General features: G+C 62.3%; 30 protein-coding genes, 1 tRNA gene and 1 pseudogene. 15 read left to right on the top strand and 17 right to left on the bottom strand.

Annotated elements, in window-relative coordinates; all coding sequences use genetic code 11:
• Positions 1 to 85: 85 nt before the first annotated feature.
• From OVA12_RS07420 to OVA12_RS07410, 3 genes are read left to right on the top strand one after another with little or no spacing between them, the layout of a single operon-like run.
• A complete protein-coding gene (locus OVA12_RS07420; protein WP_161677933.1) occupies positions 86 to 319 on the top strand; it encodes a helix-turn-helix domain-containing protein in 234 nt (77 codons plus the stop codon).
• Entirely contained in the window at positions 316 to 1,380 is a 1,065-nt protein-coding gene (locus OVA12_RS07415) for a hypothetical protein (RefSeq protein WP_268135880.1), read from the top strand. Before OVA12_RS07420 ends, OVA12_RS07415 begins: the two co-directional genes overlap by 4 nt.
• The gene (locus tag OVA12_RS07410; RefSeq protein ID WP_268135878.1) at positions 1,377 to 1,688 is read left to right on the top strand and encodes a hypothetical protein; all 312 of its coding nucleotides are present in this window, start codon (positions 1,377 to 1,379) and stop codon (positions 1,686 to 1,688) included. The genes OVA12_RS07415 and OVA12_RS07410 overlap by 4 nt, the downstream gene beginning before the upstream one ends.
• 142 nt (positions 1,689 to 1,830) lie before the next feature.
• On the opposite strand, the gene OVA12_RS07405 is transcribed toward OVA12_RS07410, so the two are convergent.
• Positions 1,831 to 2,094, bottom strand: a complete 264-nt coding sequence (locus OVA12_RS07405; RefSeq protein ID WP_268135876.1) for a hypothetical protein — start codon at positions 2,092 to 2,094, stop codon at positions 1,831 to 1,833.
• On the opposite strand from OVA12_RS07405, the gene OVA12_RS07400 reads away from it, so the two are divergent.
• Positions 2,083 to 3,927: an ATP-binding protein gene (locus OVA12_RS07400; RefSeq protein WP_268135874.1), complete on the top strand. Its 1,845-nt coding sequence runs from the start codon at positions 2,083 to 2,085 to the stop codon at positions 3,925 to 3,927. The two genes, OVA12_RS07405 and OVA12_RS07400, sit on opposite strands and share 12 nt — an antisense overlap.
• On the opposite strand, the gene OVA12_RS07395 is transcribed toward OVA12_RS07400, so the two are convergent.
• Complete coding sequence (locus tag OVA12_RS07395; RefSeq protein WP_268135872.1) at positions 3,911 to 4,072, bottom strand: hypothetical protein; 162 nt, start codon at positions 4,070 to 4,072, stop codon at positions 3,911 to 3,913. The genes OVA12_RS07400 and OVA12_RS07395 overlap by 17 nt on opposite strands.
• Positions 4,073 to 4,206: 134 nt before the next feature.
• On the opposite strand from OVA12_RS07395, the pseudogene OVA12_RS07390 reads away from it, so the two are divergent.
• The 4 genes and pseudogenes from OVA12_RS07390 to OVA12_RS07375 all read left to right on the top strand — a co-directional run.
• A pseudogene (locus OVA12_RS07390) lies at positions 4,207 to 4,341 on the top strand (IS1595 family transposase); the annotation flags it as partial.
• 235 nt (positions 4,342 to 4,576) lie between these two features.
• A complete protein-coding gene (locus OVA12_RS07385) occupies positions 4,577 to 5,380 on the top strand; it encodes a BRO-N domain-containing protein (protein ID WP_268135870.1) in 804 nt (267 codons plus the stop codon).
• A 492-nt stretch (positions 5,381 to 5,872) separates the two neighbouring features.
• A complete protein-coding gene (locus OVA12_RS07380) occupies positions 5,873 to 6,091 on the top strand; it encodes a hypothetical protein (RefSeq protein WP_268135868.1) in 219 nt (72 codons plus the stop codon).
• Positions 6,092 to 6,548: 457 nt separating this feature from the next.
• Positions 6,549 to 7,178, top strand: coding sequence for a recombinase family protein (locus OVA12_RS07375; protein WP_268135866.1), 630 nt, complete (start codon positions 6,549 to 6,551; stop codon positions 7,176 to 7,178).
• 60 nt (positions 7,179 to 7,238) lie between these two features.
• Here OVA12_RS07375 and OVA12_RS07370 read toward each other — a convergent pair whose 3' ends face one another.
• The 5 genes from OVA12_RS07370 to OVA12_RS07350 all read right to left on the bottom strand — a co-directional run bounded on the left by OVA12_RS07370 (position 7,239) and on the right by OVA12_RS07350 (position 11,419).
• On the bottom strand, positions 7,239 to 7,535 hold the full coding sequence (locus OVA12_RS07370; RefSeq protein WP_268135864.1) for a hypothetical protein: 297 nt from the start codon (positions 7,533 to 7,535) through the stop codon (positions 7,239 to 7,241).
• Between the two features lie 681 nt (positions 7,536 to 8,216).
• Positions 8,217 to 8,292: transfer RNA gene (locus OVA12_RS07365), tRNA-Thr, on the bottom strand.
• A 717-nt stretch (positions 8,293 to 9,009) separates the two neighbouring features.
• A complete protein-coding gene (locus OVA12_RS07360; RefSeq protein WP_268135862.1) occupies positions 9,010 to 10,035 on the bottom strand; it encodes a lytic transglycosylase domain-containing protein in 1,026 nt (341 codons plus the stop codon).
• A gap of 175 nt (positions 10,036 to 10,210) precedes the next feature.
• A complete protein-coding gene (locus OVA12_RS07355) occupies positions 10,211 to 10,822 on the bottom strand; it encodes a flavin reductase family protein (RefSeq protein WP_268135860.1) in 612 nt (203 codons plus the stop codon).
• A gap of 3 nt (positions 10,823 to 10,825) precedes the next feature.
• Positions 10,826 to 11,419: a nitroreductase family protein gene (locus OVA12_RS07350; RefSeq protein WP_268135858.1), complete on the bottom strand. Its 594-nt coding sequence runs from the start codon at positions 11,417 to 11,419 to the stop codon at positions 10,826 to 10,828.
• Positions 11,420 to 11,793: 374 nt separating this feature from the next.
• Here OVA12_RS07350 and OVA12_RS07345 point away from each other — a divergent pair, with 374 nt between their 5' ends.
• On the top strand, positions 11,794 to 12,825 hold the full coding sequence (locus tag OVA12_RS07345; protein ID WP_268135856.1) for a hypothetical protein: 1,032 nt from the start codon (positions 11,794 to 11,796) through the stop codon (positions 12,823 to 12,825).
• A 27-nt stretch (positions 12,826 to 12,852) separates the two neighbouring features.
• On the opposite strand, the gene OVA12_RS07340 is transcribed toward OVA12_RS07345, so the two are convergent.
• From OVA12_RS07340 to OVA12_RS07325, 4 genes are all read right to left on the bottom strand, one after another.
• Positions 12,853 to 13,734, bottom strand: a complete 882-nt coding sequence (locus tag OVA12_RS07340; RefSeq protein ID WP_268137045.1) for a lysophospholipid acyltransferase family protein — start codon at positions 13,732 to 13,734, stop codon at positions 12,853 to 12,855.
• Positions 13,735 to 13,897: 163 nt separating this feature from the next.
• Positions 13,898 to 15,880, bottom strand: coding sequence for a threonine--tRNA ligase (thrS, locus tag OVA12_RS07335; RefSeq protein WP_268135854.1), 1,983 nt, complete (start codon positions 15,878 to 15,880; stop codon positions 13,898 to 13,900).
• A gap of 199 nt (positions 15,881 to 16,079) precedes the next feature.
• Complete coding sequence (gene yidD, locus OVA12_RS07330) at positions 16,080 to 16,427, bottom strand: membrane protein insertion efficiency factor YidD (protein WP_268135853.1); 348 nt, start codon at positions 16,425 to 16,427, stop codon at positions 16,080 to 16,082.
• Positions 16,428 to 16,557: 130 nt separating this feature from the next.
• Complete coding sequence (locus tag OVA12_RS07325; protein ID WP_106755346.1) at positions 16,558 to 16,998, bottom strand: iron-sulfur cluster assembly scaffold protein; 441 nt, start codon at positions 16,996 to 16,998, stop codon at positions 16,558 to 16,560.
• Between the two features lie 272 nt (positions 16,999 to 17,270).
• On the opposite strand from OVA12_RS07325, the gene folE reads away from it, so the two are divergent.
• Complete coding sequence (gene folE / locus OVA12_RS07320) at positions 17,271 to 17,906, top strand: GTP cyclohydrolase I FolE (protein ID WP_268135849.1); 636 nt, start codon at positions 17,271 to 17,273, stop codon at positions 17,904 to 17,906.
• 29 nt (positions 17,907 to 17,935) lie between these two features.
• Positions 17,936 to 18,397 carry a phosphoribosyl-AMP cyclohydrolase gene (hisI, locus tag OVA12_RS07315; RefSeq protein WP_439529838.1) on the top strand — a complete coding sequence of 154 codons (462 nt, stop codon included), beginning with the start codon at positions 17,936 to 17,938 and terminating at the stop codon, positions 18,395 to 18,397.
• A 55-nt stretch (positions 18,398 to 18,452) separates the two neighbouring features.
• Here hisI and OVA12_RS07310 read toward each other — a convergent pair whose 3' ends face one another.
• The gene (locus tag OVA12_RS07310) at positions 18,453 to 18,884 is read right to left on the bottom strand and encodes a CBS domain-containing protein (RefSeq protein ID WP_268135847.1); all 432 of its coding nucleotides are present in this window, start codon (positions 18,882 to 18,884) and stop codon (positions 18,453 to 18,455) included.
• 118 nt (positions 18,885 to 19,002) lie between these two features.
• Entirely contained in the window at positions 19,003 to 19,755 is a 753-nt protein-coding gene (locus tag OVA12_RS07305) for a rhomboid family intramembrane serine protease (RefSeq protein WP_268135845.1), read from the bottom strand.
• Positions 19,756 to 20,234: 479 nt separating this feature from the next.
• Here OVA12_RS07305 and OVA12_RS07300 point away from each other — a divergent pair, with 479 nt between their 5' ends.
• The 3 genes from OVA12_RS07300 to OVA12_RS07290 all read left to right on the top strand — a co-directional run bounded on the left by OVA12_RS07300 (position 20,235) and on the right by OVA12_RS07290 (position 22,700).
• A complete protein-coding gene (locus tag OVA12_RS07300; RefSeq protein ID WP_268135843.1) occupies positions 20,235 to 20,921 on the top strand; it encodes a PAS domain-containing protein in 687 nt (228 codons plus the stop codon).
• A 97-nt stretch (positions 20,922 to 21,018) separates the two neighbouring features.
• Entirely contained in the window at positions 21,019 to 21,663 is a 645-nt protein-coding gene (locus tag OVA12_RS07295; protein WP_268135841.1) for a PilZ domain-containing protein, read from the top strand.
• 479 nt (positions 21,664 to 22,142) lie between these two features.
• On the top strand, positions 22,143 to 22,700 hold the full coding sequence (locus OVA12_RS07290; RefSeq protein WP_442793853.1) for a transglutaminase-like cysteine peptidase: 558 nt from the start codon (positions 22,143 to 22,145) through the stop codon (positions 22,698 to 22,700).
• A 182-nt stretch (positions 22,701 to 22,882) separates the two neighbouring features.
• Here OVA12_RS07290 and OVA12_RS07285 read toward each other — a convergent pair whose 3' ends face one another.
• Positions 22,883 to 23,410 (bottom strand): gamma carbonic anhydrase family protein, encoded by a 528-nt coding sequence (locus OVA12_RS07285; RefSeq protein WP_268135837.1) that lies wholly within the window; start codon positions 23,408 to 23,410, stop codon positions 22,883 to 22,885.
• Positions 23,411 to 23,437: 27 nt separating this feature from the next.
• Positions 23,438 to 23,764, bottom strand: a complete 327-nt coding sequence (locus tag OVA12_RS07280; protein ID WP_268135835.1) for a DUF6949 family protein — start codon at positions 23,762 to 23,764, stop codon at positions 23,438 to 23,440.
• Between the two features lie 219 nt (positions 23,765 to 23,983).
• Between OVA12_RS07280 and OVA12_RS07275 the strand changes: the two genes are divergently transcribed.
• Entirely contained in the window at positions 23,984 to 24,667 is a 684-nt protein-coding gene (locus OVA12_RS07275) for a hypothetical protein (RefSeq protein ID WP_268135833.1), read from the top strand.
• A 108-nt stretch (positions 24,668 to 24,775) separates the two neighbouring features.
• Here the strand turns inward: OVA12_RS07275 and OVA12_RS07270 are convergent, their stop codons facing one another.
• A complete protein-coding gene (locus tag OVA12_RS07270) occupies positions 24,776 to 24,997 on the bottom strand; it encodes a DUF3126 family protein (RefSeq protein ID WP_268135831.1) in 222 nt (73 codons plus the stop codon).
• Between the two features lie 193 nt (positions 24,998 to 25,190).
• Entirely contained in the window at positions 25,191 to 26,024 is an 834-nt protein-coding gene (cysE, locus tag OVA12_RS07265; RefSeq protein WP_268135829.1) for a serine O-acetyltransferase, read from the bottom strand.
• Positions 26,025 to 26,231: the final 207 nt, after the last annotated feature.

Raw genomic sequence — 26,231 nt, 5'->3', positions numbered from 1 at the left:
AGGGTGCCCTGATGGTGCGGGGCCTCCACCTTCATCGTGCGCGGTCGCAATTGGGCGGCTGTCGCTGGATACGGATGAAGGTTCCATGGAACAGCGATTTGACCCTGAGGCCTTGCTGACCGAACGCGAGGCGGCAGATTTTCTCAAGATCAGTCATCGTGCATTGCAGGCTTGGCGCGTGCGTGGTGCTGGCCCGGCCTTCGTCAAGGTCGGGCGGCTGGTCCGGTATCGCCGGGCGGCTCTGCTTGATTTCACTGCATCTCAGACTTTTGCATCGACGACAGCCGCAGACGCCCAGCGCCTTGAGGTGCGGGCATGAGTGCGGAGTATGAGGATTTTGCCCGGTTTGGGGGCTTCTCGGGCGTCGAGCTTGAGGCCGTCATGGTTGGCAAAGGGCAGGTGACTGCCCCTTGTCCCTGGTGTGGCAGCAGCCATCGGCACGGAGCTGGTGAGGGCTGGCGTGAGGCGCACTGCGGCAGCTCCTATGCAATCAGGATGGGCCCATGTCAGTACAGGTTGATGCCGCGCCGAGGTGTAGAGTTTGCCACTGTGAAGGCAGCCCAACGCAGCTTTGCGCCCCTATCGGCGGTGAACCTGCTGGCGCGGCTACACCCTGCTGAAAGGCAATTCCCGCTTGCGATGCGGTCACTGTTGAACGTGGCCTTGCGGGGTGCTCGGCGCAGTCCATCGCCCTGGCGCGTTGCACATATCGAGATGCCTCTGGATGGGTTGGGCCGGTTGGAGGTTTCGACACGCGGCGGATGGCTGTGGGTGCCTGAGGCGGGCCGGGACGAACCACTTTGTCATGGCGGCAACCTTCTGAGCCTGCTTGCAGCATTGTCGGGCGCGTCTGCTGGACTCTATGCAGCGGAAACTCTGGAAGCATTTACTGGCTTCCGAGTATCCGGACTGAGCAGAGCGGCCCTGAGGGATTTCTTCGACCGGTTCGACGGCAGCCATTCGCGGCTTCTTGCCGGTTCGCGCCCGGAAACGCTATGGGCGATCTCGGCGAGCCTCAAGGTTGCCTCTCTGCATCCTCTTATGTTGTCTCTGCTGACTGGCCTCTTCCCGCGTGGCGCTGCCTCGGAGAGCGCATTCTTCTATGAAAATGCGCGGGCCGGGGTGCGGTTCACAGTTCTCAGGGGTGGCCGTTGGGTTGGCCGGTTCCGGCAGCAGGAAGCCCAAATTCGGGCACATGGTCGCGATGTCATTTCGTTGCTGACCTTGCTCAGCGGTATCGAAGCAGGATTCTGGGCGGAGCGCATCCTTACCACTGCACTGGGCCTTGATCTTCCCGGCGACGAACGCGGACGCCTTGCGCAAGGCGTGGGTGAAGCCATGTCCACTGCCGTTCTCTCTTTCGAGGGGGACGCAAAATGAAGCGCCGGCGCATCAACTTCGACCGCGTGGCAAGCGCGGCGCTGGCGGCCGCGCCGGGGATCGTGAGCCGCTGGCTTCCGGACGGGCGGCGCGAAGGGGTCGAGTGGGTAGCCCGGAACCCAAAACGGGGCGACAAGCGCCACGGTTCGCTCAAGGTAAACCTCTACACGGGCAAGTGGGCGGACTTCGCCACGGGGGATGGCGGGCGCGATCTCGTCGCGCTGGCGGCGTTCTTATTCGACATGACGCAGCCCGAGGCGGCGGAAAAGGTGGCCGGTATGCTGGGGGTTATGGCGTATGACGATTGACCCTTTTGCCCCGATCTCCGGCAGCGCCAGCCCGGCCCAGCCCCCTGCCGCCCCGGCGGCGGTGCCTGCCTGGCTGCCGGTGCTGCCTGTGCCGCCCAGCGCACCGAAGCCGCCGAAGGAGCATCCGACCAAAGGTAAGGCTTCAGCCTGGTGGACTTACCGGGATGCTGCGGGCGCGGTTCTCGCCCTCGTCGCGCGGTTCGATAAGCCGGACGGCGGCAAGGATGTCATGCCTTTGACCTGGTGCCGGAATGCCGCCGGGCGCGAAGGGTGGCGATGGACAGCCATTGCCGAGCACCGGCCCCTGTACGCCCTCGACCGGCTCGCCCAGCGCCCGGACGCGCCCGTCATCATAACTGAAGGCGAAAAGGCGGCAGACGCTGCGGCGGCGCTGTTGCCGGATCACGTCGCTACTACGTCAAGCGGTGGCGGCAAGGCGGCAGCGAAGTCTGACTGGTCGCCCTTGGCTGGGCGGGCTGTGGTCATCTGGCCCGATGCCGACGCGCCGGGCCGGGCATATGCCGACGAGGTCGCCCGGCTCGCCCTGGCGGCGGGGGCTGTGTCCGTTCGTGTGATCGAGCCGCCGCAAGGCGTGGCAAAGGGCTGGGACGCTGCGGACGCCGCTCAAGAAGGCTGGCACACGGCTAAAGTTCTCGACCTGTTCCGCGCCGCTAAAGAAGTCGCCCCCGCGCCACTGGGGAATGATTTTGCGCCAGTTGATGCGGCTATGCGCCCAGCGCCGGAACCGGCTCCCGCGACGGCCCCTGACAGCCTTGCCGACACGGCGAAAGCAGGGGGGCGCGGCAAGCGCCGGGAGCGGAAGAACCCGCCGAAGCGGGATGCCTTCCTTGCGTCACTGGATGCGGCGGACCTGTGGCATTCGCCGGAAAAAGTCGGTTTCGCGACAGTGCCAGTGAACGGGCATTTGGAACATTGGCGGCTCGACAGCGCCGCCTTTGCGCGCTGGGCCGCTGGCCAGTTCTACCGCGCGACCGGGAATGCTCCGGCAGGGCAGATGCTGGCCGATGCGTTGCGGGTGCTTCAGGTGCGGGCAATTGAGGAAGGCCCTTGTCACAAGACGTTTTTGCGCACGGCATGGGACGGTGAGGCGTGCTGGCTCGACCTTTGCGACGACGCCTGGCGGGCGGTCCGGATCACTGGCAACGGCTGGGAAGTCGTCGCCCGTCCTTCGGTCAAGTTCCTGCGGGGCGAAACCATGCACGCCCTGCCGGAGCCGGAAGCCGGGCATTTAATTGAGGAACTGCGTGGTTTCATCAACGCTGACGACGGTGACTTCAGGCTAATCGTTGCCTGGCTCGTCGCGGCCCTCTGGGGGCGCGGCAGTGCGTTTCCGGTGCTTGCCCTGGGTGGTGAACAGGGTTCCGGCAAATCGACAATGGCGCGTCTGCTGCGGGGCTTGGTAGACCCTTCGGCAGTCTCCGGGCTGGCACAGCCGAAAGACGAGCGCGATCTCTTCACGATGGCGATATCGTCGCATGTCCTGTCATTCGACAATCTGTCGAAAGTGGAAAACTGGTTCAGCGATTCCGTCTGTCGCCTTTCGACCGGCAGTGGCTTTTTGACCCGAAAGCTTCACTCCGATGCTGAACCGTTCTGGTTTGCCGGATCGCGCCCAGTGCTGGTCAACGGCATACCGTCCTTGACGGGGCGGGCGGACATGGCGGACCGGTCGCTAACCGTGCGCCTGCTTCGCATCGACGAGACAGCCCGGCAATCTGAGGACGATTTCTGGGCGGCGTGGGAGGCTGTTCGTCCGGGGATCATCGGCGCGTTGCTCGACGCGGTTGCGGCGGCTGTCCGGCGCTATGACAGCACAAAGCTTCAGCGGGCCCCGCGCATGGCCGATTTCGCCCGCCTGATGGCGGCAGCTGAAGCAGGCTTGGGCTGGACGGCTGGGGAGTTTATGGCCGCATACGAAGCCAATCGGCGCGAGACGGCGGAAGCCGTGTTCGAGGGCGATCCTGTGGCCGTAGCGATTGAACGCCTTATGAGAGAAGAACACCCTACCGGAAGATGGGAAGGGACGGCCACGGCGCTGCTTGCTGCTCTGACCCGGCTTGGCGCGGAAGATGCCACGGGAGGCAAGTTCCTGCCGCTAAAGCCTAACACGCTGGGCGATGCCGTGGCCCGCGCCGCCCCGCTCCTGCGGGCAAAGGGCATAGCGGTCGAGAAGCGTCGAGCGGCTGGCAGCCGGACGATCCTCATTCACTGGCTTTGATCGTCGTGGCGGGCGGAATAGGGTGTTCTTGTAAATTGCATTTTGAATTGGAGCCGCCCTTGCCCGTCGCAATCATCATCACACCCGACGCCATCCCGGCCATTCTCGAAGAACCAGACGACGCCGCGTTGTTCGCTGCGGTCATGCGCCTGGCCGTGGTGCCGGACCAAGCAAAGGCCAGCCCGGACGCCTTGCGGACATGGCTTGCCGGGCTCCCTAAGCCGTCTGGATGGTTTGCCAATGTCGAGGCAGCCCAGTGCGCGCTACCTGCACCAGTAGGCGAACCATGCCGCTTGGCTTGAGGACCATCACCGCGAAAGCAACGGCGCGCTGGCAGGTCGCGCGCTTGGTCTGGCGATGGCTCATCCGGTTAGCAGGGAGTGGAAGGGGTACTGGCAGCGTTCTGTGAACTAAGGGAATTTTTGCCATCGCCTCTTGAAATCCAGCGATCAAATCACCAGAATCCCAAGGTCGCGCATGAATAACGTGACAAAAGCAGCGGCCCGGCGGTGCGCCAACACCTACCGGGCCAATTTTGAACAACCTTGCGGTTGGTCTGGGATCACTGGGACATATTGTACGTATCATGCGTTTTGTCAACATTTAATCCGGGCCGCCGCATAAAGACATAACGAAAGGTTTATGTCATATGCAGTACACGATGCAGGTTTTTGAAAATGACGAAAACGAAGAGTTCCGAGTAGTCGACCGGGATGGCGAACCTTGGTTCGTTCTGACTGAGGTTTGCAAGAAGCTGGAAATCGCTAATCCGAGCGATGCGGCCTCTCGTCTTGATGATGATGAAAAAGATGCCCTCGGAATTACCGATGCCATCGGTCGCCGCCAGCGCACGACAATCATTAATGAGTCCGGACTTTATTCCGTCATCCTTCGGTCGAACAAACCTGAAGCAAAGCGCTTCAAAAAATGGATCACCTCGGAAGTTCTTCCGTCCATTCGGAAAACGGGCGGATACAGTGGCAAGGTTCCGGCATTCATTCGTCGCTACAACGACAATTGGGACCGGGTGGAGCAGGGTCACTTTTCGGTCATCAACGAACTTGTTGTACACCTTTGGGGGCGCTTCGAGCACGCCGGTTATATCATCAAGGATCGTGCTCCGAACGGGACGGAAATCCGCCCGGACAGCAGCGTTGGTCGCCGGTTTGCGGATTGGCTGGCGAAGAAACACCCAACGGTCTCAACCGCCTTTTCCTACTACATTCACAAGACGCCCGAATGGGAAGGTGAGGCGCGGCAATACCCTTTTGCGGTGCTTCCGCTTTTCCGTGAATATCTTGATGAAGTATGGATTCCGGAACATGCGGCAGATTACTTCCGGACCCGCGATGCTGGTGCGCTTCCGTATCTTCCGAAGCTCCTGCCTTCACCAGACAAGCCTAAGGCTGGCATGACCCGGCGCGTTACAGGCCCCAGTCGTCGGGCGGGTTAATCAGGTTGTGGCGGCTGGTTATTGCGCCAGCCGCCACAACTGCAAACCCTACCCATTTCCCTCGGAATCTGCTCGCCCTTGCGCCCGAAAGTTCCCCAACACGCGCGAAACGTTGTTCGTTAGCCTGACAATGTGCTTATGGTCGTGCGGGTTCTCTCCGCGTAGCTTTGCGATCTCAAGCGCGATTTGACGGCTTGTGAGCGGTTCCGTTGCCGTTCTCAGGATCGTTGATACGTGCCGACTGATATCTCCGCGCTGGTACTACGCTGGCAGGCATAAGAACGTCATAGTCGGCTTCGAAGCCCAAGAGACGCAAAGCACGGTCCAGTGCCGTGATATCGTTGCCGACCGTCGTCAACCTGGTGCTTAGGTGTGGCGCCTCATGACAGAGCACGACACGCTTTGCCAGCAATCCGCGAATTGCATGTTCATAGGTGACTGTACGGGCGGGCTTTAATTGGTTCATAGTCATGCTTCCAAATGGAGGATGTCATGACAAAGCGCCCGTTCTTTATCGCACCTAAAGACCTAGCTGTATCGCTGCTTGAAAACGGGAATGTTGGGATTAGCTTGGGGCCTCCGCATGAAAGCCTTGGCTTTGGTCAGGACATATTTTTCGCGGTAGAGCTTTCTCCCCACGAAGCTCGTGCGCTTGGCGATCTGTTAATTCGTAAGGCTCGCGAGGCTGAAGGTGGATCGTCCCAACATTAGCGAGTTTGTTTGATTTCATAACCATTTCCTTTGGTGCGTTTGCTACCTAATGCCGCAGACGAGAGGATGAAGAGCATTTTCGGGAAGGCCGTGTCAGCCCCACAAAGGATTGGGCAAGAAAGCGCGATCAATAGACTTCGTGTCGAGAAGTTCCGTGTTGTCGTGCCTTGAGCTTGAATGGAAAATAGACTTGTTCTTTGCTGGCAGTAGCCCTGCAAAGCGGGATGAACCGCGCCCGGAGATCCTCTGACCGCAAACGGGCGCTGTTGACGCTCAATGGCTCTTACACGATCCGCCTTCCTCGTACCTACCTCGGGTGTCCGCCTTTGGCGTTCGTGGTCCTAATAGCGTATACTATTTTTGCACCACGCAAAGCGCTGGTGCAAAAAGCCACTTGCATAACCCAAATTAGACCGATACATATTGAACCACACAAAATAGACCGATGGGGGTTTTGATGCTGGTTCGGGCTTATCTTCGTGCATCCACCAAGGAGCAGGACGCAACCCGCGCCCGCGCTGCCCTCGACGCCTTCGCCAAAGAGCGCGGCCTGAAGATCGCAGCGCGCTACATCGAGAACGAAAGCGGGGCCAGCCTCGACCGCCCGGAACTGTTCCGCCTTCTGGCCGATTGCGAGCCTGGCGACATTCTTTTGATCGAACAAGTTGACCGCCTGTCCCGACTGTCCGGTGATGACTGGAACCGGCTCAAGGCTGAGATTTCCGCCAGAGGTGTGAAGGTCGTTGCTCTGGACTTGCCGACGAGCTGGACGCTTGCCAGCCCCACGGCAACCGACGAATTTTCCAGCCGCATGGCTGAGGCGATCAACGGCATGATGCTCGACATGCTGGCAGCGATTGCCCGGAAGGATTATGCGGACCGGCGGCGGCGGCAAGCTGAAGGTATCGCGAAGGCCAAGGCGGACGGGCGGTACACCGGGCGTCCGGCAAATGAGGCGCGGAACGCCGCCATTGCGCGGATGCTGGAACGTGGCGACAGCTGGTCAATGATCATGGCAGCAACGGGAGCTGCTAAGGGTACGATTGCGAAGCTCGCAAAGAAGATGAAAGAAGATGCAAGCGCCTAAAATTGATTGAGTTCAATTAATATTACAAAACTGAAAATCAATAATTCTTTCTTGATCTACTCATATCTCACAATAAACATGGGTCATTGTGCTGATTGACGTATTTTTCGCACCGCGCACTGCGGTTGACTTCTCATCTGTCACTTGCATTAGCGATACTTTATCGAGCATCAGCAGTTTCCAGCCTGTCTGTTCGCCGCTCTCGCTGCCGCCCCGGACCTGCCAGACAAACATGACCTCTTGTCTTTGCTTGTTGAGCCCTACCGCATGGACTTCAACAATGCGTTCAAGTCCATCGTAGCTCAGCTTTAAGCGCTTACCCTGTATTAGTGCATCACAAGCAATTTCCTTTCTCATGCCGCCCCCCCAACGTTCTTTACAGTGAAATTAAACAGGCATTGCCGTTTACTTGTCAAACGGCGGCGCAATTGGCCTGAGGCTTCCCCTTCTCCCGCGCCCCCTACTTCCCGAGCCCGGCAAGCTGCCGCAGCTGTCTGCAATAGGATGGGGCCGGTAAGGGACCGTACGGCTTCCCGCGATACCTCACGGGCCGAAAGGGCCCGGCATTTCACCAGTGGAGCGCTGTGCAAGTGATACACGCTTGCACGGGTACACGCGTCGAGGCGCACGGATACCCCCCGGCCTTAGGGACCGTACAAAGACCTTGCCCCTAGCGGGGGCGATGACCTGCCGAATTCCGGCAGTCTGTCTAGGACGTGAAAGCCAAAACAACTAAACAAATCAGAGGCTTGAGCCGGAGCCTCGCCTAAACATGCAACCCATGGGCGAGGCGCTGGGCTGACTTGTGCGCGGCGCGATGACGACCGAATGACGACCGATGACAACCCCTGTCACTTCCTAAGCGTTTGAAATCAAACGGAAATGACGACCATGACGACGATGACGACCCTTCTTTAATGAAATAGAGAAAGGAGAGAATCAGCGTGAAGGCAGAGGGGAAGGCGGCGCAGTGTTTATATACTGCTTATACGGGCTATCGGGATGTAAGCCGGAATAGAGCTAAGTGATTGATTTTATTGGTGCCGGCAACAGGATTCGAACCCGTGACCCCCTGATTACAAATCAGGTGCTCTACCAACTGAGCTATACCGGCTTTCTGGCGCAATGTGGCCGAATGGAAGGGCTTTTAGCAGAAAGGGGGGCGGGTTGCACCCCTTTTGGGCCGGTTTTTCCACGTTGATTTGGCAGGTGGCGGACGCGGGTTGGCCCGGCCGGGTTTGTCGTCGGGGCGGGCCCCGATGGCTCCTGTTTTTTGGACGTCATCCCCGCCCCCTTGCGGGGATCTCGCCGGAGGCACGGCGGGAAGTGCGGGACTGCGGTTCAGGCAAGCGTCATGTGGATCCCCGCCCGGGGGCGGGGATGACGCCGGTGGGTGGGGGGCCTCAGGCGGACTGGCACCTTCAGTGGGACGGGATCGAAGCAGGAAAGCGTGACTGCTGAACAGTTGCGCGCCGCAGAAGCGCGCATCGGTGAACGCGGGTTGGCCCCTACCCAACATTCGTCATGCCATGGCTTGACCATGGCATCCACGCCGTGAGCCATCCATTCGGGAGCTGCCGTTTATTGTTCAGGGGCCTGACGCTGCCTCAGTCAACGCTGGGCGAGGCAACGGGATGGATGCCATGGTCAAGCCATGGCATGACGAATGGGTTGAAGGCTTGGCAATGCAGGACCGAGGCTTTTCGCTTCGCCAGTAGAAACTCAACTGATCCAGCCGGTTACTGGGCTCCTGCCTGCGCAGGAGCGGCGAAAGACGGGGGCCCGGGTATAGCCTCCGGTCCTTCCGGTGGAAGGGCCGAGCCCCTCCCGGTCACACCGGTGGCATCAAGTCCTTGGTCTTGTCGCGTTCGCGGTAGTTGAGGAAGCCGGTGAGGTCGAGGGGGCCGGCGTCCTGGAACAGGGTTTCCGCTAGGGTGCTGGCCGTCATCTGGGCGACCATGCGCGAGCCGCCGACAGCGCGGTCGAAGGGGCGATCCTCCGGAACACTGGCGAAGGACGACAGGAAGGACGCATCGAGACCGGCCGCCTGTTCGGTGCCTTCGGTGCGGAACAGGGCTTCGAAGGGGGCGGACGTGTCCGTGGCGCGGAAGGCGTTGTCCACGCGCTGCGAGGCCTCGTCGGTAAAGGCGAGAACGGCCGTCGGCGCGGAGCTTACCGGCTGGCTCCCGCCAGTGCCCTGGGCACGCGAGCCGCCTGCCCCGGTCAGGCCTGCCACCATGGTGAAATTCTCATGCTTGCTGATGAGGTTATCGTAAACCTCCGCCAGCGTGCGGGCGCTGCCCTTGGCATCATAGAAGATGGACCGGTTGGCCTTGGCCTGCGCCGGGAAAACGCTGTCGGCGCGTGCCTCGGGCGAGGCCCCTGCCCCGGTGATCAGCCGCGTGGCCCCCTGGGCTCCGAGAAAATGCGCGACATACAGCTCGCCCTCGGTGGCGGCACGGCCAAGCTTCTGCTGCAGGTAGGCGGCGTTTTTCTGGGTCAGCGCACCCGCCATCAGCGACGAGACTTCCGGGTTCTTGCGCAGATCGAGGATTTCCTTGCGCAGCGCAGGATCAGACACCCGGTACTTGCCACCGGCGGTGCGCTCGATCTGGCTGGCATAGGCCTCAAGCCCATGCTGGGCGCCGGCTTCCTTGATGGTCTCCAGCCAGGTCTGCTCGACGAACTGGAACAGGCCGGTGGCCGTCGAGGTCTTGGCTTCGGCGGCCGGCTGGAACGAGGATTCGCGGGCAGCCGTCTTCACCAGGTAGTCGAACGACGTCCCCGTGCTGGTACTGGCTGTCTGGAATGCCTGCTCGATCCGGGACGCGATCGAGGTGCTGTCTGCGACACGCATGGGCCGACTCCTCGATGTGTTAACTAATGTTAAGATCGCGTCACACTGGTTAACAAATGGTTAACGAGCCCTCGAGTGAAGGATTTTCGACCGTGTTTTCAACTGCTTCACCGCCTGATTGATCTGTCAGATCTGACAGGAGGCGGATGCTGTGCTGCTGTGGGGCAGGCCGGGGTCAGCCCGGCCGGTCCATCTCGAACACCTCGGACGTTACCGAATAATCCTTGTAGCCGAGGCGCGCGAGCAGCTGCAGGCGGGACATGTCGACCCGGCCATTGGACACCATCGCATCATCGATGTGAATGCCGACGACCTGACCGAAGACGACACGCGCGTCACAGGCCTGACCGGCAAGGTCCGTCAGCTCGACGATGCGCAGCAGCCGGCATTCGAGCGCGGCGCGGGCTGCGGCGACCCGGGGCACGCGGACAAGGCGGCTCGGGGCTTTCTCCAGCCCGGCCAACTCGAATTCATCAACGCCGGTAGGCACCTGAGCGGAGCTGATGTTCATCTCGGACTGCAGATGCGCGCTCGCCAGGTTGCAGACGAACTCGCCCGTCGCCTCCACATTCGCGACCGTATGCTTCCAGCCGCTGGAGGAAAACATCACGATCGGCGGATCGTCATCGACCGCGTTGAAGAAGCTGTAAGGGGCAAGGTTCGCCCTGCCCTCGGCATCCAGACTGGAGATCCAGCCAATGGGCCGCGGGGCGACGAGAGCCTTGAACGGATTGTGCGCCAGCCCTTCGGCCTTGTGCGCCTGCCCACCGGCGGTTTCAAAGAACATGGCTCAGGCACCGGTCCAGGTCGTGACGATCTCGGCAAGATCCGGCCGGGGACGTTCGAACGGCGGCTGCATTGCGGTGCCGATGTGGATGAAGCCGGCGACCTTCTCGTCGGGCTGGCCGCCGAGATAGGCGATGGCTTCCGCATCAAAGGCGATCCATTCACTGACCCATTGCACGCCGAAACCGGCAGCGGTGGCGGCGGTGACCAGCGTCATGCAGACGGCACCGGCGGAGAGTTCCTGTTCCCAGACCGGGATCTTGGGATGCACGGCGGCACGGCTGAACACGCCGACGACGAGCGGCGCGCGGGTGAAGCGGGTGAGTTCCTGCTGCCGGCGGGCCTCGTCCAGCGGGCCGAAGCGGGTCTCGGCGAGAGCTGCGAGATGCGTGCCGATTCGGTTGCGGGCATCGCCCTCGTACAGCACGAAGCGCCAGGGCGCGAGCTTGCCGTGGTCCGGCACGCGCGCGGCGGCCGTCAGGATCTTTTGCAAGGTTTCGCCGTCCGGGCCCGGCTCACCGAGGCTGACGGCGGGGTGGGACCGGCGGCTCAGCAGGAAATCGAGCACCTCGGGACGCGCGGGAGTGTGGGAAGACATCGGCGGCTCTTTTTGAAACAGGTCGAAAGTGGCCGCATCTGGCAGGCTTTCCCCTGCCCTTGTCAACCGGGGCAGCGATGCGGGCTTGCATCGGACTTGAAAACGCCCGATTTTCCGGACTTCATCACACACCGCCGCTGATCCAGCCCGGGCGGCGCAACGGGGAAAACGGCTGCGTGACAAAAGCCAGCGCATTCAATCAGGTGGCATCGGTCTCGCGTCTTGCATTGCAGACGCGAACAGGCGGCCGCGCGTGGCGGGACAGTGCACGCACGCACGAACGACAGCGAGCACGTTGCCTGTCTAAAGCTGTTTCGTCCGTCTTCGCGACGGCTCTCCTTGCGACACTCGCGCTGCTGCCACTGACAGGACAGGTGATTGCCCAGACGGCTGCGGAGACTTTGGTCACCGTTCCAGCCGCCAAGCCGGATCCACAGGCGCCGGAAGTCAGCGGATTGCCCAATCCACTGGATGAGCCGGCCAGCACCGGATTTGTCGAGGCACCGCTTCCGGCGATGACCACTGGCGCAGCCAGCACGCAGGCCCCCAGTTCTGGTTTCAACGACACACTGGTGCCTTATGCCCCCTCCAGCCTGCCCGGCACACGCGGCGAGCCGGACGACATGAACAAGGGCGCGGTTTATCTGGTGGCGCGCCTGACTGACGGCGGCACGCAAATCAACGACGGTCTGGTCTGGCGCGTCTATTCGGAAACACCGAAGGAAGACGGGCATCTGGAACTGGTCGCAACCGCCATGGGCGGGGATGCCGAGTTCCGGCTGGATCCGGGCGCCTATCTCATCAACACAGCCTATGGCCATGCCGGTGTCACGAACCGGCTGGTCGTCGGGCGCGGGGTTTATTCCAAGGCCGTGGTGCTGAATGCCGGCGGGGTCAAGCTGGACGCAGGTCTCAGCGCCGACGATCCGCTGCCGCCGGAAGATCTCCGCTTCGACATCTATGGCATGGACTACAATGCCGAAGGCGAGCGCGTGCTGATTGTCGGCGGGGTCAAACCGGACACCATCATCCGGCTGGGGTCCGGCACCTATCACGTGGCGAGCCGTTATGGTGCGGTGAATGCCGTGGTCCGCGCGGATATCACGGTGGACCCGGGCAAACTGACCTCGGTGACCCTGTTCCATGAAGCGGCGGAAGTGACGCTAAAGCTGGTCAATGATACCGGTGGCGAGGCCATTGCCAACACGGGTTGGACCGTGCTGACGCCCGGTGGTGATATCGTCGTGGAAGAGACCGGCGCGTTTCCCAACTTCGTGCTGGCCGCCGGCGAATATGAGGTCATCGCCCGCAACAACGGCGTCAACTACAGCCGCAACTTCACGGTCGTCTCCGGCGAGAACCGCGAGGTCGAGGTGCTGGCACGGACGCAAGGGACATCAAACTGAGTCTGGGGGACAGACCCAGCCGATACGTCAGCCCAGCTTGGCCTTGAGCGGGCCGGTGATGCGGCGCTCGAACCAGTTGCGCGGCGGGCGTGGCGCCGGAGACTGGGCAAGATCCAGCACCCGCTGCTGCAGGTACGCCATGACGCCGTTCTGGTCCTTGAAGCCGGCAACATCGTCGTAAGGGATGGGCTGACCGACGCGCACGACGATGGCCGAGCCGAGGATGCGGCGGAATTCACGCACCAGGAGGGCGAGCCGCAGGGTCAGCGAGAAGCCGCTGACGAAATGGAACAGCGGCGAGTTCTGGCCCTCGAAATAGATCGGCAGCACGGTCGCCTTGGAAGACCGGATCATCTTGGCAGTGAAGTTCTTCCAGGGCAGCTCTTCGGCCCGGCCGAACGGCTTCTTGGCCGTGGCAACGCCGCCGCCGGGGAACACGATGACGGTGACGCCTTCCTGCAGCAGGCGCAGCGCCTCGCGGCGCGTGTGCATGTTGGTGCGCAACGCCTCTTCCGTCTCCTCGAAATCGACCGGCAGCGAATAGGGCCGCACTTCCGGCACCTTCAGCAGCTCGTTGTTGATGAGGATCTTGAACGGGCGGCCCAGCTGCTCGGCCAGCGACAGGATCGCAAGGCCATCACCGATGCCATAGGGGTGGTTGGCGATGATGACGAGCGGGCCTTCGGGAAGCTTGGGCGGCCATTCACCCGAGGCGAACCAGACGCGCAGGTCGATGAGGCGCAGCAGCTCGGTCCAGATCTGCGGCGAGACACCGACGGCCGCTGCCTTCCACTGTTCATAGATGGACAACAGCCGGCGACGGCCGGACAGGCCCTCAACGCCTCGGATCACCCAGCGTTTCAGCGGGGGGTGATCTGGATTGGCATAGCTGAACTCCGCGTGTTCCACCGCTGGCATCCATCAGCTTCAGCCGCCCCGGCGACCGGGACCAGCCTTTGACCTCGTCTCAATGGCAAGGGTGAGCCCACCCGCACCGGTCTGGCAAGTGCCGCAGCAGGACAATCTCCCGCTACGGCAAGTTTTCTGTTAGCGACAAGCCGTCTGCTGCGGCTCAGTCGCGCGCGCGCTTCAGGTCCGGCGCGACCGCTTCCTCGACAAACGCTGCAATCGCATCGTCAAGGCTCATCGATGTCTGGTCTGTGGCACCCAGACGGCGCACGTTGACCGTGCGTTCCTCCGCCTCGCGCTTGCCGCAGACGACAATGACCGGCACCTTGGCCAGCGAGTGCTCGCGGACCTTGTAGTTGATCTTCTCGTTGCGAAGATCAAGGTCGACACGCAGGCCCGCCTTGCGCATGGCCGCATGCACATCCCGGGCGTAGTCATCAGCCTCGGAGGTGATGGTGGCCACGACCACCTGCTTCGGCGCCAGCCAGAGCGGGAAGTGACCGGCGAAGTTCTCGATGAGAATGCCGAGGAAGCGTTCCATCGAGCCGCAGATGGCGCGGTGGATCATCACCGGCGTCTTCTTCTCACCGTCCTTGTCGACGAAGAAGGCCCCGAAGCGTTCCGGCAGGTTGAAGTCCACCTGGGTGGTGCCGCACTGCCAGTCACGGCCGATGGCATCGCGCAGGGTGTATTCGAACTTCGGCCCGTAGAAAGCGCCCTCGCCCGGCAGGATGCCGGTCTTGATGCGCCCGCCCGACTGATCCTCGATCTGCTTCAGGACGCGGGTCATCACCTCTTCGGCGTGATCCCACAGCTCGTCTGAACCAACGCGCTTTTCCGGACGGGTCGACAGCTTGACCACGACCTCGTCGAAGCCGAAGTCCTTGTAGACCGACAGGATGAGGTCGTTGATGCGCAGGCACTCGGCCGCCATCTGCTCTTCCGTGCAGAAGACATGGGCGTCGTCCTGGGTGAAGCCGCGCACGCGCATGAGGCCATGCAGCGCGCCGGACGGCTCGTAGCGGTGCACCACGCCGAATTCGGCGAGACGCATCGGCAGGTCGCGGTAGCTCTTCAGGCCGTGCTTGAAGATCTGCACGTGACCCGGGCAGTTCATCGGCTTCAGCGCGAAGATGCGTTCGTCCTCCGCTTCCGGGTCAGCACACTGCACGGAGAACATGTTCTCCTTGTACCAGCCCCAGTGACCGGAGGTCTCCCACAGCGAGGTGTCGAGCACCTGCGGCGCATTCACTTCGTCATAGGTGTTGGCGAGGCGGCGGCGCATGTAGGCGACAAGGCTCTGGAACACGCTCCAGCCCTTGGCATGCCAGAACACGACGCCCGGACCTTCTTCCTGGAAGTGGAACAGGTCCATCTCGCGGCCAAGCTTGCGGTGATCGCGCTTCTCGGCCTCTTCCAGCATGTGGATATAGGCCTTGAGATCCGCCTCGTTGGCCCAGGCGGTCGCGTAGATGCGGGTCAGCATCTCGTTGTTGCTGTCACCGCGCCAGTACGCGCCGGCGACCTTCATCAGCTTGAAGGCATCGCCGATCTGGCGCGTCGAGGCCATGTGCGGCCCACGGCAGAGGTCAAGCCACTGGCCCTGGCGGTAGATCTTCAGATCCTGGCCTTCAGGAATGGCGTCGATCAGTTCGACCTTGTAGGTCTCGCCTTTGGCAGCGAAGAAGCGCTTGGCCTCCTCGCGGCTCCAGACTTCCTTGGTGAAGGCTGCACCGCGCGCGATGATCTCGCGCATCTTCTTCTCGATGACCGGCAGGTCTTCGGGCGTGAAGGGCCAGTCCTCACGGGTGTCCGGATGGACGCGCTTGAAGTCGTAGTAGAAGCCGTTCTCGATCACAGGTCCAATGGTGACCTGGGTCCCCGGCCACAGTTCCTGCACCGCTTCGGCCATCACATGGGCCGCGTCGTGGCGGATCAGCTCAAGGGCGCGCGGGTCCTCGCGGGTCACGATCTCGATGCGGGCATCGGCAGAGATCGGATCGGACAGGTCGCGCAGCTCGCCATCAAGGGTCATCGCAACGGCCTTCTTGGCCAGCGACTTGGAAATGCCCTCGGCGACGGCCGCTCCGGTGGTGCCAGCCTCATAAGAGCGTACGGAATTGTCGGGGAACGTCAGATGGATCATCGTTGTCTCCTGCTCACTCCTGCAGACGAGGCAGGTAAGCGTTGGGGGTCAAAGGACGGCGTTTCCATACGGGATTTTGCCCAAACCAGCAACCACAGGCGGCCACCGCGCTTCAGCTCCGCACCGGATTGATGCGACAAGGCAACGAAAATAGACCGTTCGTGCAACAGTTTGGCGACAGACATCCAGCTAGCAGCCGTTATTGCCAGCGCTGTTCGGGCGGAATGTGGGCACCGGTCCAGCGGCCATAGCGCCAGGGGAGATACCAGCGCGCAGACGGATCAAGCGTGTCGGGCAACGGGTCATAGCCGGACGCGCCATAGGGATTGCAACGCAGGATGCGCGACAGGCCGAGCCAGCCGCCGGCCCAGAAGCCGAAGCGGATGATCGCCTGGCTGGTGTAGTCGGAACAGGTGGGCGCATAGCGGCAGCCGCGTCCCATGACCAGCGACAGCGAATGCCTGTAAAGCCAGATGAGGCCAAGGGCGAGCCAGGCAGCCGGAGACAGGCTGGACAGCGACCGGCGGGATGACGACGGTTCGGACACGGATCTTTCGTCACAGAACGCGCGGGTCTCGTCAGCCGGTTTGCCGTGGTCCGGGCAATTCCCGCACATTCCCTGTCTCCTGCCCTACCTGTGTCCAGATCTCGCCAGCGGCGAGATGGAAGACCGGCGTTCAGCCCGCCGCGGTCTTCGCCTCGATCTGGTCGAGCGCATCGACAACGGCGTCGAAGGTCAAAAGGGTTGAGGCGTGGCGGGCCTTGTAGTCGCGCACCGGCTCGAGAAAGCGGAAATCGGCAAAGCGGCCCTCGGGTGGCGGGCCGTTTTCCTTCAGCATGGCCGTGGCTATCCGCTTCAGGTCCCGCAGTTCGCTGGCGCTGGCGCCAATGATGCTGCGGGCCATGATCGAGGAGGCAGCCTGCCCGAGGGCACAGGCCTTCACGTCATGGGCAAAGTCCGTGACGATGCCGTCTTCGACCTTGAGGTCGACAAGGACGGTCGACCCGCACAGCTTGGAATGGGCTTTGGCGGAGGCATCAGGCGCAGGAAGGCGGCCGAGACGGGGGATGTTTCCGGCAAGTTCGAGGATGCGGGCGTTGTAGATGTCGTCGAGCATGGCCATCCATCCGAGCGCCCGCGAGACACAGCAGGCAGGCGCGCTAACACGGCCAGACGCTTTGCCGGCCACAGTTTCTTCCTATATAGAGCGTTCCACGCGTTGGTGCAGCCTCCCGATTGTCATCAGAACGGCCAAAGATCCGTCTGGTCTGGTGACGGGAAATTCACCGATCGCGCGTTTCGTCATCGCTCCGTTCGCATTGCAACGTGATCCGGATTGCAGGCAGGTCCGTACTGACCCATGATGAAGCGAGCTTATGAGGACTGACCATGGATGCCATCGTGAAGCCGGCTGACAAGACTGCTGTGCGCAGGGCGCCGCATGAAATCGCGCGCCCGAGCCGCGAGCAGGCAGAAGCTGCCGTTCGCACCCTCCTGGCGTATCTCGGCGATGATCCGGAACGCGAGGGCCTGCTTGACACGCCGAAGCGCGTCGTGAAGTCCTTTGCCGAACTGTATGGCGGCTATTTCGAGGACCCGGCCGAACATCTGGAGCGGACCTTCGAGGACGTCGGCGGCTTCGAGGACATGATCCTGGTGCGCGGCATTCCGTTCCATTCGCACTGCGAGCACCACATGCTGCCGTTCATCGGCACGGCCCACATCGCCTATTACCCGAATGGCGGCGTGGTTGGCCTGTCCAAGCTGGCACGCGTGGTCGACATTTATGCAAACCGCCTGCAGACGCAGGAAAACTTGACGTCGCAGGTGGTGTCGGCCATTGACGAGCATCTTCAGCCGCGCGGTCTCGCGGTGATGCTCGAGGCAGAGCATCAGTGCATGACCATGCGCGGCGTCCAGAAGGCGGGCGTGTCGACCATCACGACGCAGTTTACCGGCCTGTTCCGGGATGACCCGGCCGAACAGGCCCGCTTCCTGACTTTGATCCGCGGCGGGTCCCGTTAAGCCCGTCGCACCAGCGACGGGGATTTGACGTGTCCATCCAGGAATTCGAGCCACGCGGCTCGCGCAGCGAGGTCGAGAACGGCCTCGCCTTCCAGCCCAAATTCGATGAAAACGGCCTGATCGCCGCCGTGGTGTGTGACGCCACGAGCGGCGATTTGCTTATGGTCGGCTACATGAACGCCGAAAGCCTGCGCAAGACCATCGAGACCGGCGAGGCCTGGTACTGGAGCCGCTCGCGGCAGGAGTACTGGAAGAAGGGCGGCACCTCCGGCCAGGTGCAGAGCGTGCGCGAAATTCTCACTGACTGCGACCAGGACGCCCTGTGGCTGAAGGTGGATGTGGGCGGCAACGGCGCCACCTGCCACACCGGCTACCGCTCCTGCTTCCACCGGGCCCTCGTTGCCCATGACGACGGCCGCGTCGGCCTGAGGCTGGTGGAGGACCATAAGGTCTACGACCCGGCCGAGGTCTACGGCCACAGCCACGAATAAATGCTGGCCGCACGCCGGAAAGCCGCGCCCTGTGTCGGGCGCGGCAAAGTTCTGATCATGCCATCGCAATGTAATCGCGCATCTGCGCGGCTTCCCGCTCGATCTGGGCGATGCGGTGCTTGACGATGTCGCCGATCGAAACCAGCCCGACCAGCTTGCCGCCGGACACGACCGGCATGTGACGGAAGCGGCCCGCACTCATCCGGGCCATGACGGAGTTGACGGTATCCGTATCGGCGCAAGTGACCACCGCGTGGGTCATGACGCTGTCAACGGACTGTTCCAGCGCCGAAGGGCCGTCCTTGCCGATGACACGGACGACGTCACGTTCCGAAACGATCCCTTCGATCTGACCCGCCGCATTCGTGACCAGGATGGCACCGATGCGCTTCTCCGACAGGGTCTTGCAGATATCGCCGACCGTGTCGGTGGCTTTCGCCGTGACGACATCGCGCCCCTTCTCATTCAGGATCATGGCAACAGTCATGCGCGCGCTCCCTCTTTCTGTCTTCGTCCCGCCTTGCGTTCCTCCCCGCAAACCGGTGTCAGGTGATGATGACAGAAAAAGACTGCCGGGCGCAAACCCTGCGTAAGGCGGTCCCCTGTCAGGCGCGGCGGCGAACCGGATCCATCAGCGGAAAGGCGATAAGCCCGGTGACAAAGCCACCGACATGCGCCTCCCAGGCAATGTCACCGCCAAAGACCGGCCCGGCCCAGAGGCCAAAGACCAGATTGAGGCCCATCCACATCAGGAAGAACATGCGGACCCGCGCATTGCTGAGAAGCTCGGCCAGGGTCATGGACGGCACAAGATAGGAGGCCGGGTTGCTGCGGTGTCCGCCGCCGAGTGGTCCGCCGCGCTGGAAGACGAACATCAGCGCACCTGAGGTCAGGCCGGATACGGCGGCCGATGCGCCAATCACGGGAATATCCTGTCCCGGATGCAGGGCCAGATGCAGCAAGGCGCCGCCAGCTGCTGTCACCGCGAAGAAGACTGTGAAGCTGAAGGCGCCAAAGCGCTGCGCAATCGCGCTGCCGAAGGCCACCATCCAGGCGAGGTTGAAGATGAGATGTTCCCAGCCGCCATGCAGGAAGGCATAGCTGGCAAAGGACCAGACATCCGCGCCACCCTGGGGCAATTCGGCGGCCAGCGGCGCATCGGAATAGCGCAGCGGCCAAAAGGCAAACTGCAGGATGATTTCGAAGTCGACATCCTGCGACACGAACTGGCGCAGCACATGGATGCCGGTCAGGATCGCCGCGAAGGCCACGATCACCGGCGGCAGGTTGAACATCGGGACGGCAGGCGGCCGCGTCTGCTGCGGGACGGGCGGGGTCCAGGGTTGGGGATCACTCATGGTCGCCGGTTATCCTTCTGAAGTCTTGTGCGAGACTTAAGCGCGGCGCTGTCCGATATCCAGACGCCTGTCCATTGGCCCGGAATGAAACCGGGACAGCACCTTCTACGTTCCCCTGCCCCAAAACGAAGCGCGCCCGCCGCCGGTGCCCCGGCAGCAGGCGCTGCTCCTGTCGCGTCTCCGCGCTCCCCTTGTAGTCCGATAATTCCAGATGCCCTGAGGGCTGCCGCCGCATGACCGGTCTGTTGTTCCAGATCTCGGGTCGCTGTGAGCCAGAGCTTGGCACAAGCAAACGTAACGGCAAGCGAAAGGTCCCGTTAACCTTACCAAATCCTTTCCATCCTCCGCGCAGCACCAGTCCGGCAGGCTGGCACGGCACGTGCTTGGTAAACGGCAGTTAACGTTTTCGCGGCCATGGCTGTCCCGCTCCGGGACGGGAATGACCGCTGATCTGATCGCCGGGAAGGGCCAGGGGCACCATGAAGCACACCATCAACCGCACCTTGTACCAGTACTGGGACGAACTGCGCGGCAGCCGCATTGCTCCGAACCGCTCCGAAATCGATCCCGGCCGCATCCGCACACTGCTGGGCGACACATTCATCCTGGAAGCGATCGACAAGGACACGTACCGCTATCGCCTCGCCGGGACGCGGCTCTGCTCGACCCATTGCCGCGAACTGAAGAGCCGCAATTTCCTGCGCGGCTGGGGCGATCAGGACCGCGAGGCCATGGCAACGATGCTGGCGGCCATCACCGAGGACGGTGCAGCGGCCGTTCTCGGCATCGACGGGCACACCGAGCGCAACCATGTGCTGAAGATGGAAATGCTGCTGCTGCCGCTTCAGGTGCCCGGCGAGGGACGCAGCCGCATTCTCGGCGCCTGCGCCTATTTCGAACGGCCCTACTGGCTGGGGCTGCATCCGATCCTGAACCAGTCGATCTCCAGCCTGCGCCTGATCTGGCCGGATGAGCGGCCGCATTTCATCGCCAGCAGCAATGAAAGCCGCAGCCCGGTGCCGATGATGCCGCGGACCAATCCGATGACCGGACACATCTCCGGACACATGGCCGGCAGCTTTGAAGGCACAATCGTACCACCAGCCCTGATGAGCGCGGCGCGGCAGGTGCGTCACCTGACAGTGATCGACGGCGGCAAGGCCTGAGCTCGTCCGCAACAATCACGGGATGTTAACCCTCCCTGCATACCCTTTCCCTGCGGCACCAGATCCATCTGCCGCCGGAACAAGGACCAGGGAAGCCATGGCGACCGCGCAGGCCGCGAAAATGTCGATCAACATTGCCGTAAAAGGCACTGACCGACGCCGTCACCAGCGCGTGCGGGTGAACATCCTTGGCCGCTTCATGCTTGAGAATCGTCAGGAGTATCCCTGTCAGGTGATCAACATGTCGCCCGGCGGTCTTGCCATGATCACGCCGGTCGCCGGCCGTATCGGCGAGAAGGTCGTGGCCTATCTCGACCACATCGGCCGCGTCGAAGGCACGATTGCCCGCGAGATCGAGGGCGGCTTTGCTGTTGCGCTCAACACGACGCCCCGCAGGCGCGACAAGCTTGCCTCCGTGCTGACCTGGCTGGCGAACCGGCATGAACTGAACCTGCCGGAAGACCGCCGCCACGAACGTTTCATTCCGAAGAACCCGGTGACACGCATCGTGCTGCCGGATGGAACGGCCTACATGTGCCGCATCCTCGACATCTCGCTGTCGGGCGCCGCCCTGTCCTGCCCGGCCCGTCCGCCGATCGGAACGGAACTGGGCCTTGGCAAGATGCGCGGCCGTGTGGTGCGTCATCTCGAGGACGGGCTGGCGGTCGAGTTCGCCGTCATCCAGAACCAGGCGCTGCTGGAGCAGCAGATTTCAGGTGACAGCACCACGCCGGCGGGCTGATCCGCCCCCTTCCGAGATCAATCATTCTGCAGAACGGCCGCCCCACAAGGGCGGCCGTTGGCGTTTGGGGCCTGCGAAACGTTACGCCGCACAAGAAATTCCCCGAGTTCTCGGCATGGTTTCCACTCTCCTAACGTGTTTCTGACGGCACACGCGCGCCAAATTGCACCCAGACGTGACCGTTGAGCGGTGTGCTGGCGCTGCATCTGAAGCGGCTTTTCCCATTTTTCTCCAGTCACTTAGGGGATTTCGATAAAACTTGATTCAAAGACAGCTCAAGGTTGAGATGATCTTTAGTAAAATCAAAATAAAACTATCGTAAATCTTTGTATTCGTTTTAGAAAAAGGCAACGTCGCGGCTTATGCCGAAGTAAAATTGCAAATGTCATGTTGTCCTCAGCCTTGGGGAGGGCGACAACATGAGATCAAAGACGCAAGTCAAACTTACACTCGCTGCAAGCTGCATCTCGGCAATGGCCATGATCACGGCAGCACATGCAAATCCTGGTCGGTTCATGGCCATGACTGGTACGGCGACTGCGCCAGTCGGTCACCAGACCTTCTGCCAGGAAAACCCCGCTGCCTGCACTGGCGGCACCGCCAAGCCAGTGGTGGTGAAGCTGTCGGAGCAGCGCTGGTCCGAGCTGATCGCCATCAACAAAAAGGTCAACAAGGCAATCCGGCCGGTGACCGACAAGGATCTGTTCGGGACCGTCGAGTACTGGACCTATCCGACCAATGGTGCCGGCGACTGCGAGGAATATGTGCTCGAGAAGCAAAGGCAGCTCGTCAAGGCCGGATGGCCGGCAAGCGCCCTGCTGATCACGGTGGTCAAGGACCTCAAGAACGAAGGCCATGCGGTGCTGACCGTGCGGACCGACCAGGGTGATGTCGTCCTGGACAACCAGATCGAGGTTGTCCTGCCCTGGTACTCGACGCCCTATCGCTATGTGAAGCGGCAGTCGACCACCAATCCGTCCCAGTGGACGGCCATTTCCGATACCCGCGTCACCACAGTGGCGAGTATTGGAAACTAGACCATCAGGGAGTTCCTGACGCAATCCGGCCCGGTCGCGTCCCCACCCTCCCCATCCCTACCACGACCGGGTCGTGGGAGCCGGCTTGCCCCCGCAAGTCGGCTCCCGCCTTTTTCAGGCGGCGGAACGGGCGGCGCACGTCTTGTCCCGCGCCGCAGGGATGTCTTCTGGGCGAGCCGCGCCTACAGCGCAACAAGCCCGGCAGCAAAGCGGCGCCAGTTGCGTACATAGCCTTCCGCAGAGCGCCTGTTGCGCGCGGCGGCGTCTTCGTCCAGCACCCGGATTATGCGTCCCGGCATTCCCACCACGAGTGAATTGTCCGGGATCTCCTTGCCTTCGGCAATCAGGGCATTGGCCCCGATGATGCAGTTGCGGCCGACCCTCGCCCCGTTCAGGATCGTTGCGCCCATGCCGACGAGCGAATTTTCGCCGATGCTGCAGCCATGCAGGATCGCCTTGTGACCGATCGTGCAGTCCGCGCCGATGGTCAGCGGAAAGCCCATGTCCGTATGCAGGACGCAGCCATCCTGCACGTTGGAGCGCAGCCCCACATGGATCAGCTCGTTGTCTCCGCGCAGCACCGCGCCGAACCAGACGCTGGCATCCGTCTCCAGACGAATGCGGCCAACAAGCTGTGCATCCGGGGCAACCCAGAACGTACCAGGTGCGGGCAACTCGGGCGACACACCGTCAAGCGCATAAACCGGCATGGCGTTTCTCCCCGCAGGCGCAACCTGTCAAAGGCTCTGCGCGATCCCGACAACGAAACGCATCATCACAAGCCCGGAGCAGACGCTCCACATGCAGGCAATGGTCGAGGATGCGACGAGCCAGGCGATTGGCCGGTTCTCGATGCGCCGGCCGCGAATGGCATTGCGCATGATGATGAAGGGGCCGGCAAAGGCGCACATCAGGCAGGACGAGACCGTGCCGATGAGGGTTTCCAGACGCACATGGAAGCGCGGCGGCGAGTTGGTGACCAGCTGGTAGAAACTGCCAAGGAGCCCGGCAGCTACAAATCCGGCACAGCCCATATACACGGCGAGGATAAGCTCGAAATACACGTGTTAACCCTCTGTTAACTATTGCGGCAGAAGCTGCCCGAATGAGTTCGAAGGGTCAAGTGCAATGATCGTGCCGATTCTCGCGGCAGCCTTAACGAAACAGAAACCCTAACGAATGTTTAATATTCGCCCCACCTGGACGTCCTGCAATGAAACGCGTGTTTCGCTCTGGCACGTCCATTGCGGCACAGCAGACCTGACCGGGAGAGCGATGCGCTGATGCGGCCCTCGACCCTGCCCCGCCCAACCGGCTGCAATCCGCTGCATTTTACGGCGATGACGGCACTGCTCGTCCTGTTGTCCCTGGCCTATCTCGGCAATCTCGCAATGAGCTGGGCCAATGTGGCCGCCTCGGCAGATCCACGCACGACGGATCGCCGGCCTGTCCAGGTGAGCGCCGGGCGGCACGAGCTCCTCATTCCTGCGAACATGATTCCGCGCCCGGAGCAGCGCATTCAGGGCCAGAGAAGCGAACGGCTCGCACTGGAAATGTCCTGGCCGCAACTGGAGGGTTTCTCCGGAGACACTCAAGCGGCGGAGGTCTGGATTTCTGTCGACCTGATCGCCACGCGCTCGGTTGCCACCCTGTCCGAGCGGCTCGACAGCGTCTACCGGCGCCTTGCAACCAGTCACGACACACAGGGCCCGGCCGGGCTCGCGCTGCTGGACATGTCCGGCAAGGCCGGCAGCGGCGACGATGTGATTGTGTTCGAGGCCGGTCAGCCCAACGGCTTCATCGCCCGCTGCCAGACACCGGCTGACGGACCTGCGCGCTGCTTCCGCGACCTCCGGCTGGCTGACGATCTCGTCGTCAGCTACCGCTTCCAGCGCAGCGCGCTGGCCAACTGGGGCCGGATGGACCGCCGGATCCTCGACAGGATCGACGGGATGCGTCTGAACTGAAGCGGCAGCCGCCGGCAGATACTGGCCGAAGCGGTGGCGGCAATCCTCTGAAACGCAAAACCCCGGCACAGGGCCGGGGCAGCAGAGGCTTCAGGCGAGGATCGCAGATCAGTCTGCGTCTTCTTCCAGGTCCATCTCGAGGATGGCCATCTGGAAGCTCCAGCTCAGCTCATCGTCCTCGTCGTCACGGAACACGACACCGATGAATTCGTCGCCGATGTAAACCTCAGCCGAGTCGTCCTTGCGCGGGCGGGCCTGCAGCTTGATCGCCGGCAGGTTGAACTTGCGGCGCAGGTACGCCTCGATCTTCTTGATTTCATCGGATTTCATCGTCGTGTCGCTCCTTGTCCGGGTCGGGACCGGCTATGCCGGAAGATGGCTCCTGTCCGGAGCCCGAGGCGGGTCCGTTTGGCAGGTGAAGCCATCAATGTCAAACCGGTGGCGACCCTACACGATCGGAACGGGGAGCCAACCGCACAGTTCGGCTATCCCCGTGATCCTTTGCGGGCGTAAACAAACCGGATTATTCAGTCAGACCCTTGTCGGCCAGCAGCTGGTCCATCGAGCGCGCCGGTTCGGCGCAGCCGGCCTTGCCGACAACCCGCGCCGGCACGCCGGCGACCGTGGTGTTGCACGGAACGTCCTGCAGCACGACCGAGCCTGCGGCAACGCGTGAGCAGCGCCCGATCTCGATGTTGCCGAGAACATTCGCGCCTGCACCGATGAGGACACCCTTGCGGATCTTCGGATGACGGTCGCCCTGCTCCTTGCCGGTACCGCCCAGCGTCACGCCCTGCAGGATCGAGACGTCGTCCTCGATGACCGCCGTCGAGCCGACAACGAGGCCGGTGGCATGGTCGATGAAGATGCCACGTCCGACCGGCACCGCCGGATGGATGTCGACCTGGAACACTTCCGAGGACCGGCTCTGCAGATAGAGGGCAAAGTCCTTGCGGCCCTGGCGCCACAGCCAGTTGGCAAGGCGGTGGGTCTGCAGCGCATGGAAGCCCTTGAAATAGAGCACCGGCTCCAGCAGGCGATTGCAGGCCGGGTCGCGATCGAACACGGCCATCATGTCGACGCGGAAGATCTCGCCGAGATCCGGCTCGCTGATCAGTGCCTCCTGATAGGTCTGGCGGATCAGAGAGGCCGAGACGACGTCGCGGCCGAGCCGGTCACCGAGGCGATGGATCACCGCGTCTTCCAGACGCTGGTGATTGAGCACGGTCTCATAGACGAAGGAGGACAGCGCCGGCTCGTCCACGACCATCCGCTCCGCTTCCTCGCGCATCTGCCGCCAAGCAGGATCATGCAGCGCAATCGAGCCAGCCGCCGGCCGGAGATTGGAATTCACCATGGCTTGTCTCCTTCAAAGGCCGGTCGCGCGACGCGCACCGTCTCAAGCCGAAACCGTTTGGGACATGTTACCACAAGGACCATGCCGGCCATACCATTGGCTGGCTTGTACGCGAACACGGTTCACACACAGTTAGGAGCGCCCAAGCGCTTCGCAAGGTCTGGTCCGTGTTTGATCGCGCCAGCCCGCCCGCAGCAATCGTCCGCA

Origin of the sequence: Pannonibacter sp. SL95 (genome assembly GCF_026672425.1) — a bacterium.
Lineage (GTDB): Bacteria > Pseudomonadota > Alphaproteobacteria > Rhizobiales > Stappiaceae > Pannonibacter.
This window is presented reverse-complemented; position numbering and strand designations above follow the sequence as displayed.

Bases quoted from the DNA above. Each gene is read 5' to 3' on its own strand.
- OVA12_RS07420 (WP_161677933.1), top strand. From the start codon at position 86: ATGGAACAGCGATTTGACCCTGAGGCCTTGCTGACCGAACGCGAGGCG.
- OVA12_RS07415 (WP_268135880.1), top strand. From the start codon at position 316: ATGAGTGCGGAGTATGAGGATTTTGCCCGGTTTGGGGGCTTCTCGGGC.
- OVA12_RS07410 (WP_268135878.1), top strand. From the start codon at position 1,377: ATGAAGCGCCGGCGCATCAACTTCGACCGCGTGGCAAGCGCGGCGCTG.
- OVA12_RS07395 (WP_268135872.1), bottom strand. From the start codon at position 4,072: ATGACCGCAGCGAACAACGCGGCGTCGTCTGGTTCTTCGAGAATGGCC.
- OVA12_RS07385 (WP_268135870.1), top strand. From the start codon at position 4,577: ATGCAGTACACGATGCAGGTTTTTGAAAATGACGAAAACGAAGAGTTC.
- OVA12_RS07380 (WP_268135868.1), top strand. From the start codon at position 5,873: ATGACAAAGCGCCCGTTCTTTATCGCACCTAAAGACCTAGCTGTATCG.
- OVA12_RS07375 (WP_268135866.1), top strand. From the start codon at position 6,549: ATGCTGGTTCGGGCTTATCTTCGTGCATCCACCAAGGAGCAGGACGCA.
- OVA12_RS07370 (WP_268135864.1), bottom strand. From the start codon at position 7,535: ATGAGAAAGGAAATTGCTTGTGATGCACTAATACAGGGTAAGCGCTTA.
- OVA12_RS07360 (WP_268135862.1), bottom strand. From the start codon at position 10,035: ATGCGTGTCGCAGACAGCACCTCGATCGCGTCCCGGATCGAGCAGGCA.
- OVA12_RS07355 (WP_268135860.1), bottom strand. From the start codon at position 10,822: ATGTTCTTTGAAACCGCCGGTGGGCAGGCGCACAAGGCCGAAGGGCTG.
- OVA12_RS07350 (WP_268135858.1), bottom strand. From the start codon at position 11,419: ATGTCTTCCCACACTCCCGCGCGTCCCGAGGTGCTCGATTTCCTGCTG.
- thrS (WP_268135854.1), bottom strand. From the start codon at position 15,880: ATGATCCATCTGACGTTCCCCGACAATTCCGTACGCTCTTATGAGGCT.
- OVA12_RS07325 (WP_106755346.1), bottom strand. From the start codon at position 16,998: ATGCTCGACGACATCTACAACGCCCGCATCCTCGAACTTGCCGGAAAC.
- folE (WP_268135849.1), top strand. From the start codon at position 17,271: ATGGATGCCATCGTGAAGCCGGCTGACAAGACTGCTGTGCGCAGGGCG.
- OVA12_RS07310 (WP_268135847.1), bottom strand. From the start codon at position 18,884: ATGACTGTTGCCATGATCCTGAATGAGAAGGGGCGCGATGTCGTCACG.
- OVA12_RS07305 (WP_268135845.1), bottom strand. From the start codon at position 19,755: ATGAGTGATCCCCAACCCTGGACCCCGCCCGTCCCGCAGCAGACGCGG.
- OVA12_RS07300 (WP_268135843.1), top strand. From the start codon at position 20,235: ATGAAGCACACCATCAACCGCACCTTGTACCAGTACTGGGACGAACTG.
- OVA12_RS07295 (WP_268135841.1), top strand. From the start codon at position 21,019: ATGGCGACCGCGCAGGCCGCGAAAATGTCGATCAACATTGCCGTAAAA.
- OVA12_RS07290 (WP_442793853.1), top strand. From the start codon at position 22,143: ATGATCACGGCAGCACATGCAAATCCTGGTCGGTTCATGGCCATGACT.
- OVA12_RS07285 (WP_268135837.1), bottom strand. From the start codon at position 23,410: ATGCCGGTTTATGCGCTTGACGGTGTGTCGCCCGAGTTGCCCGCACCT.
- OVA12_RS07275 (WP_268135833.1), top strand. From the start codon at position 23,984: ATGCGGCCCTCGACCCTGCCCCGCCCAACCGGCTGCAATCCGCTGCAT.
- OVA12_RS07270 (WP_268135831.1), bottom strand. From the start codon at position 24,997: ATGAAATCCGATGAAATCAAGAAGATCGAGGCGTACCTGCGCCGCAAG.
- cysE (WP_268135829.1), bottom strand. From the start codon at position 26,024: ATGGTGAATTCCAATCTCCGGCCGGCGGCTGGCTCGATTGCGCTGCAT.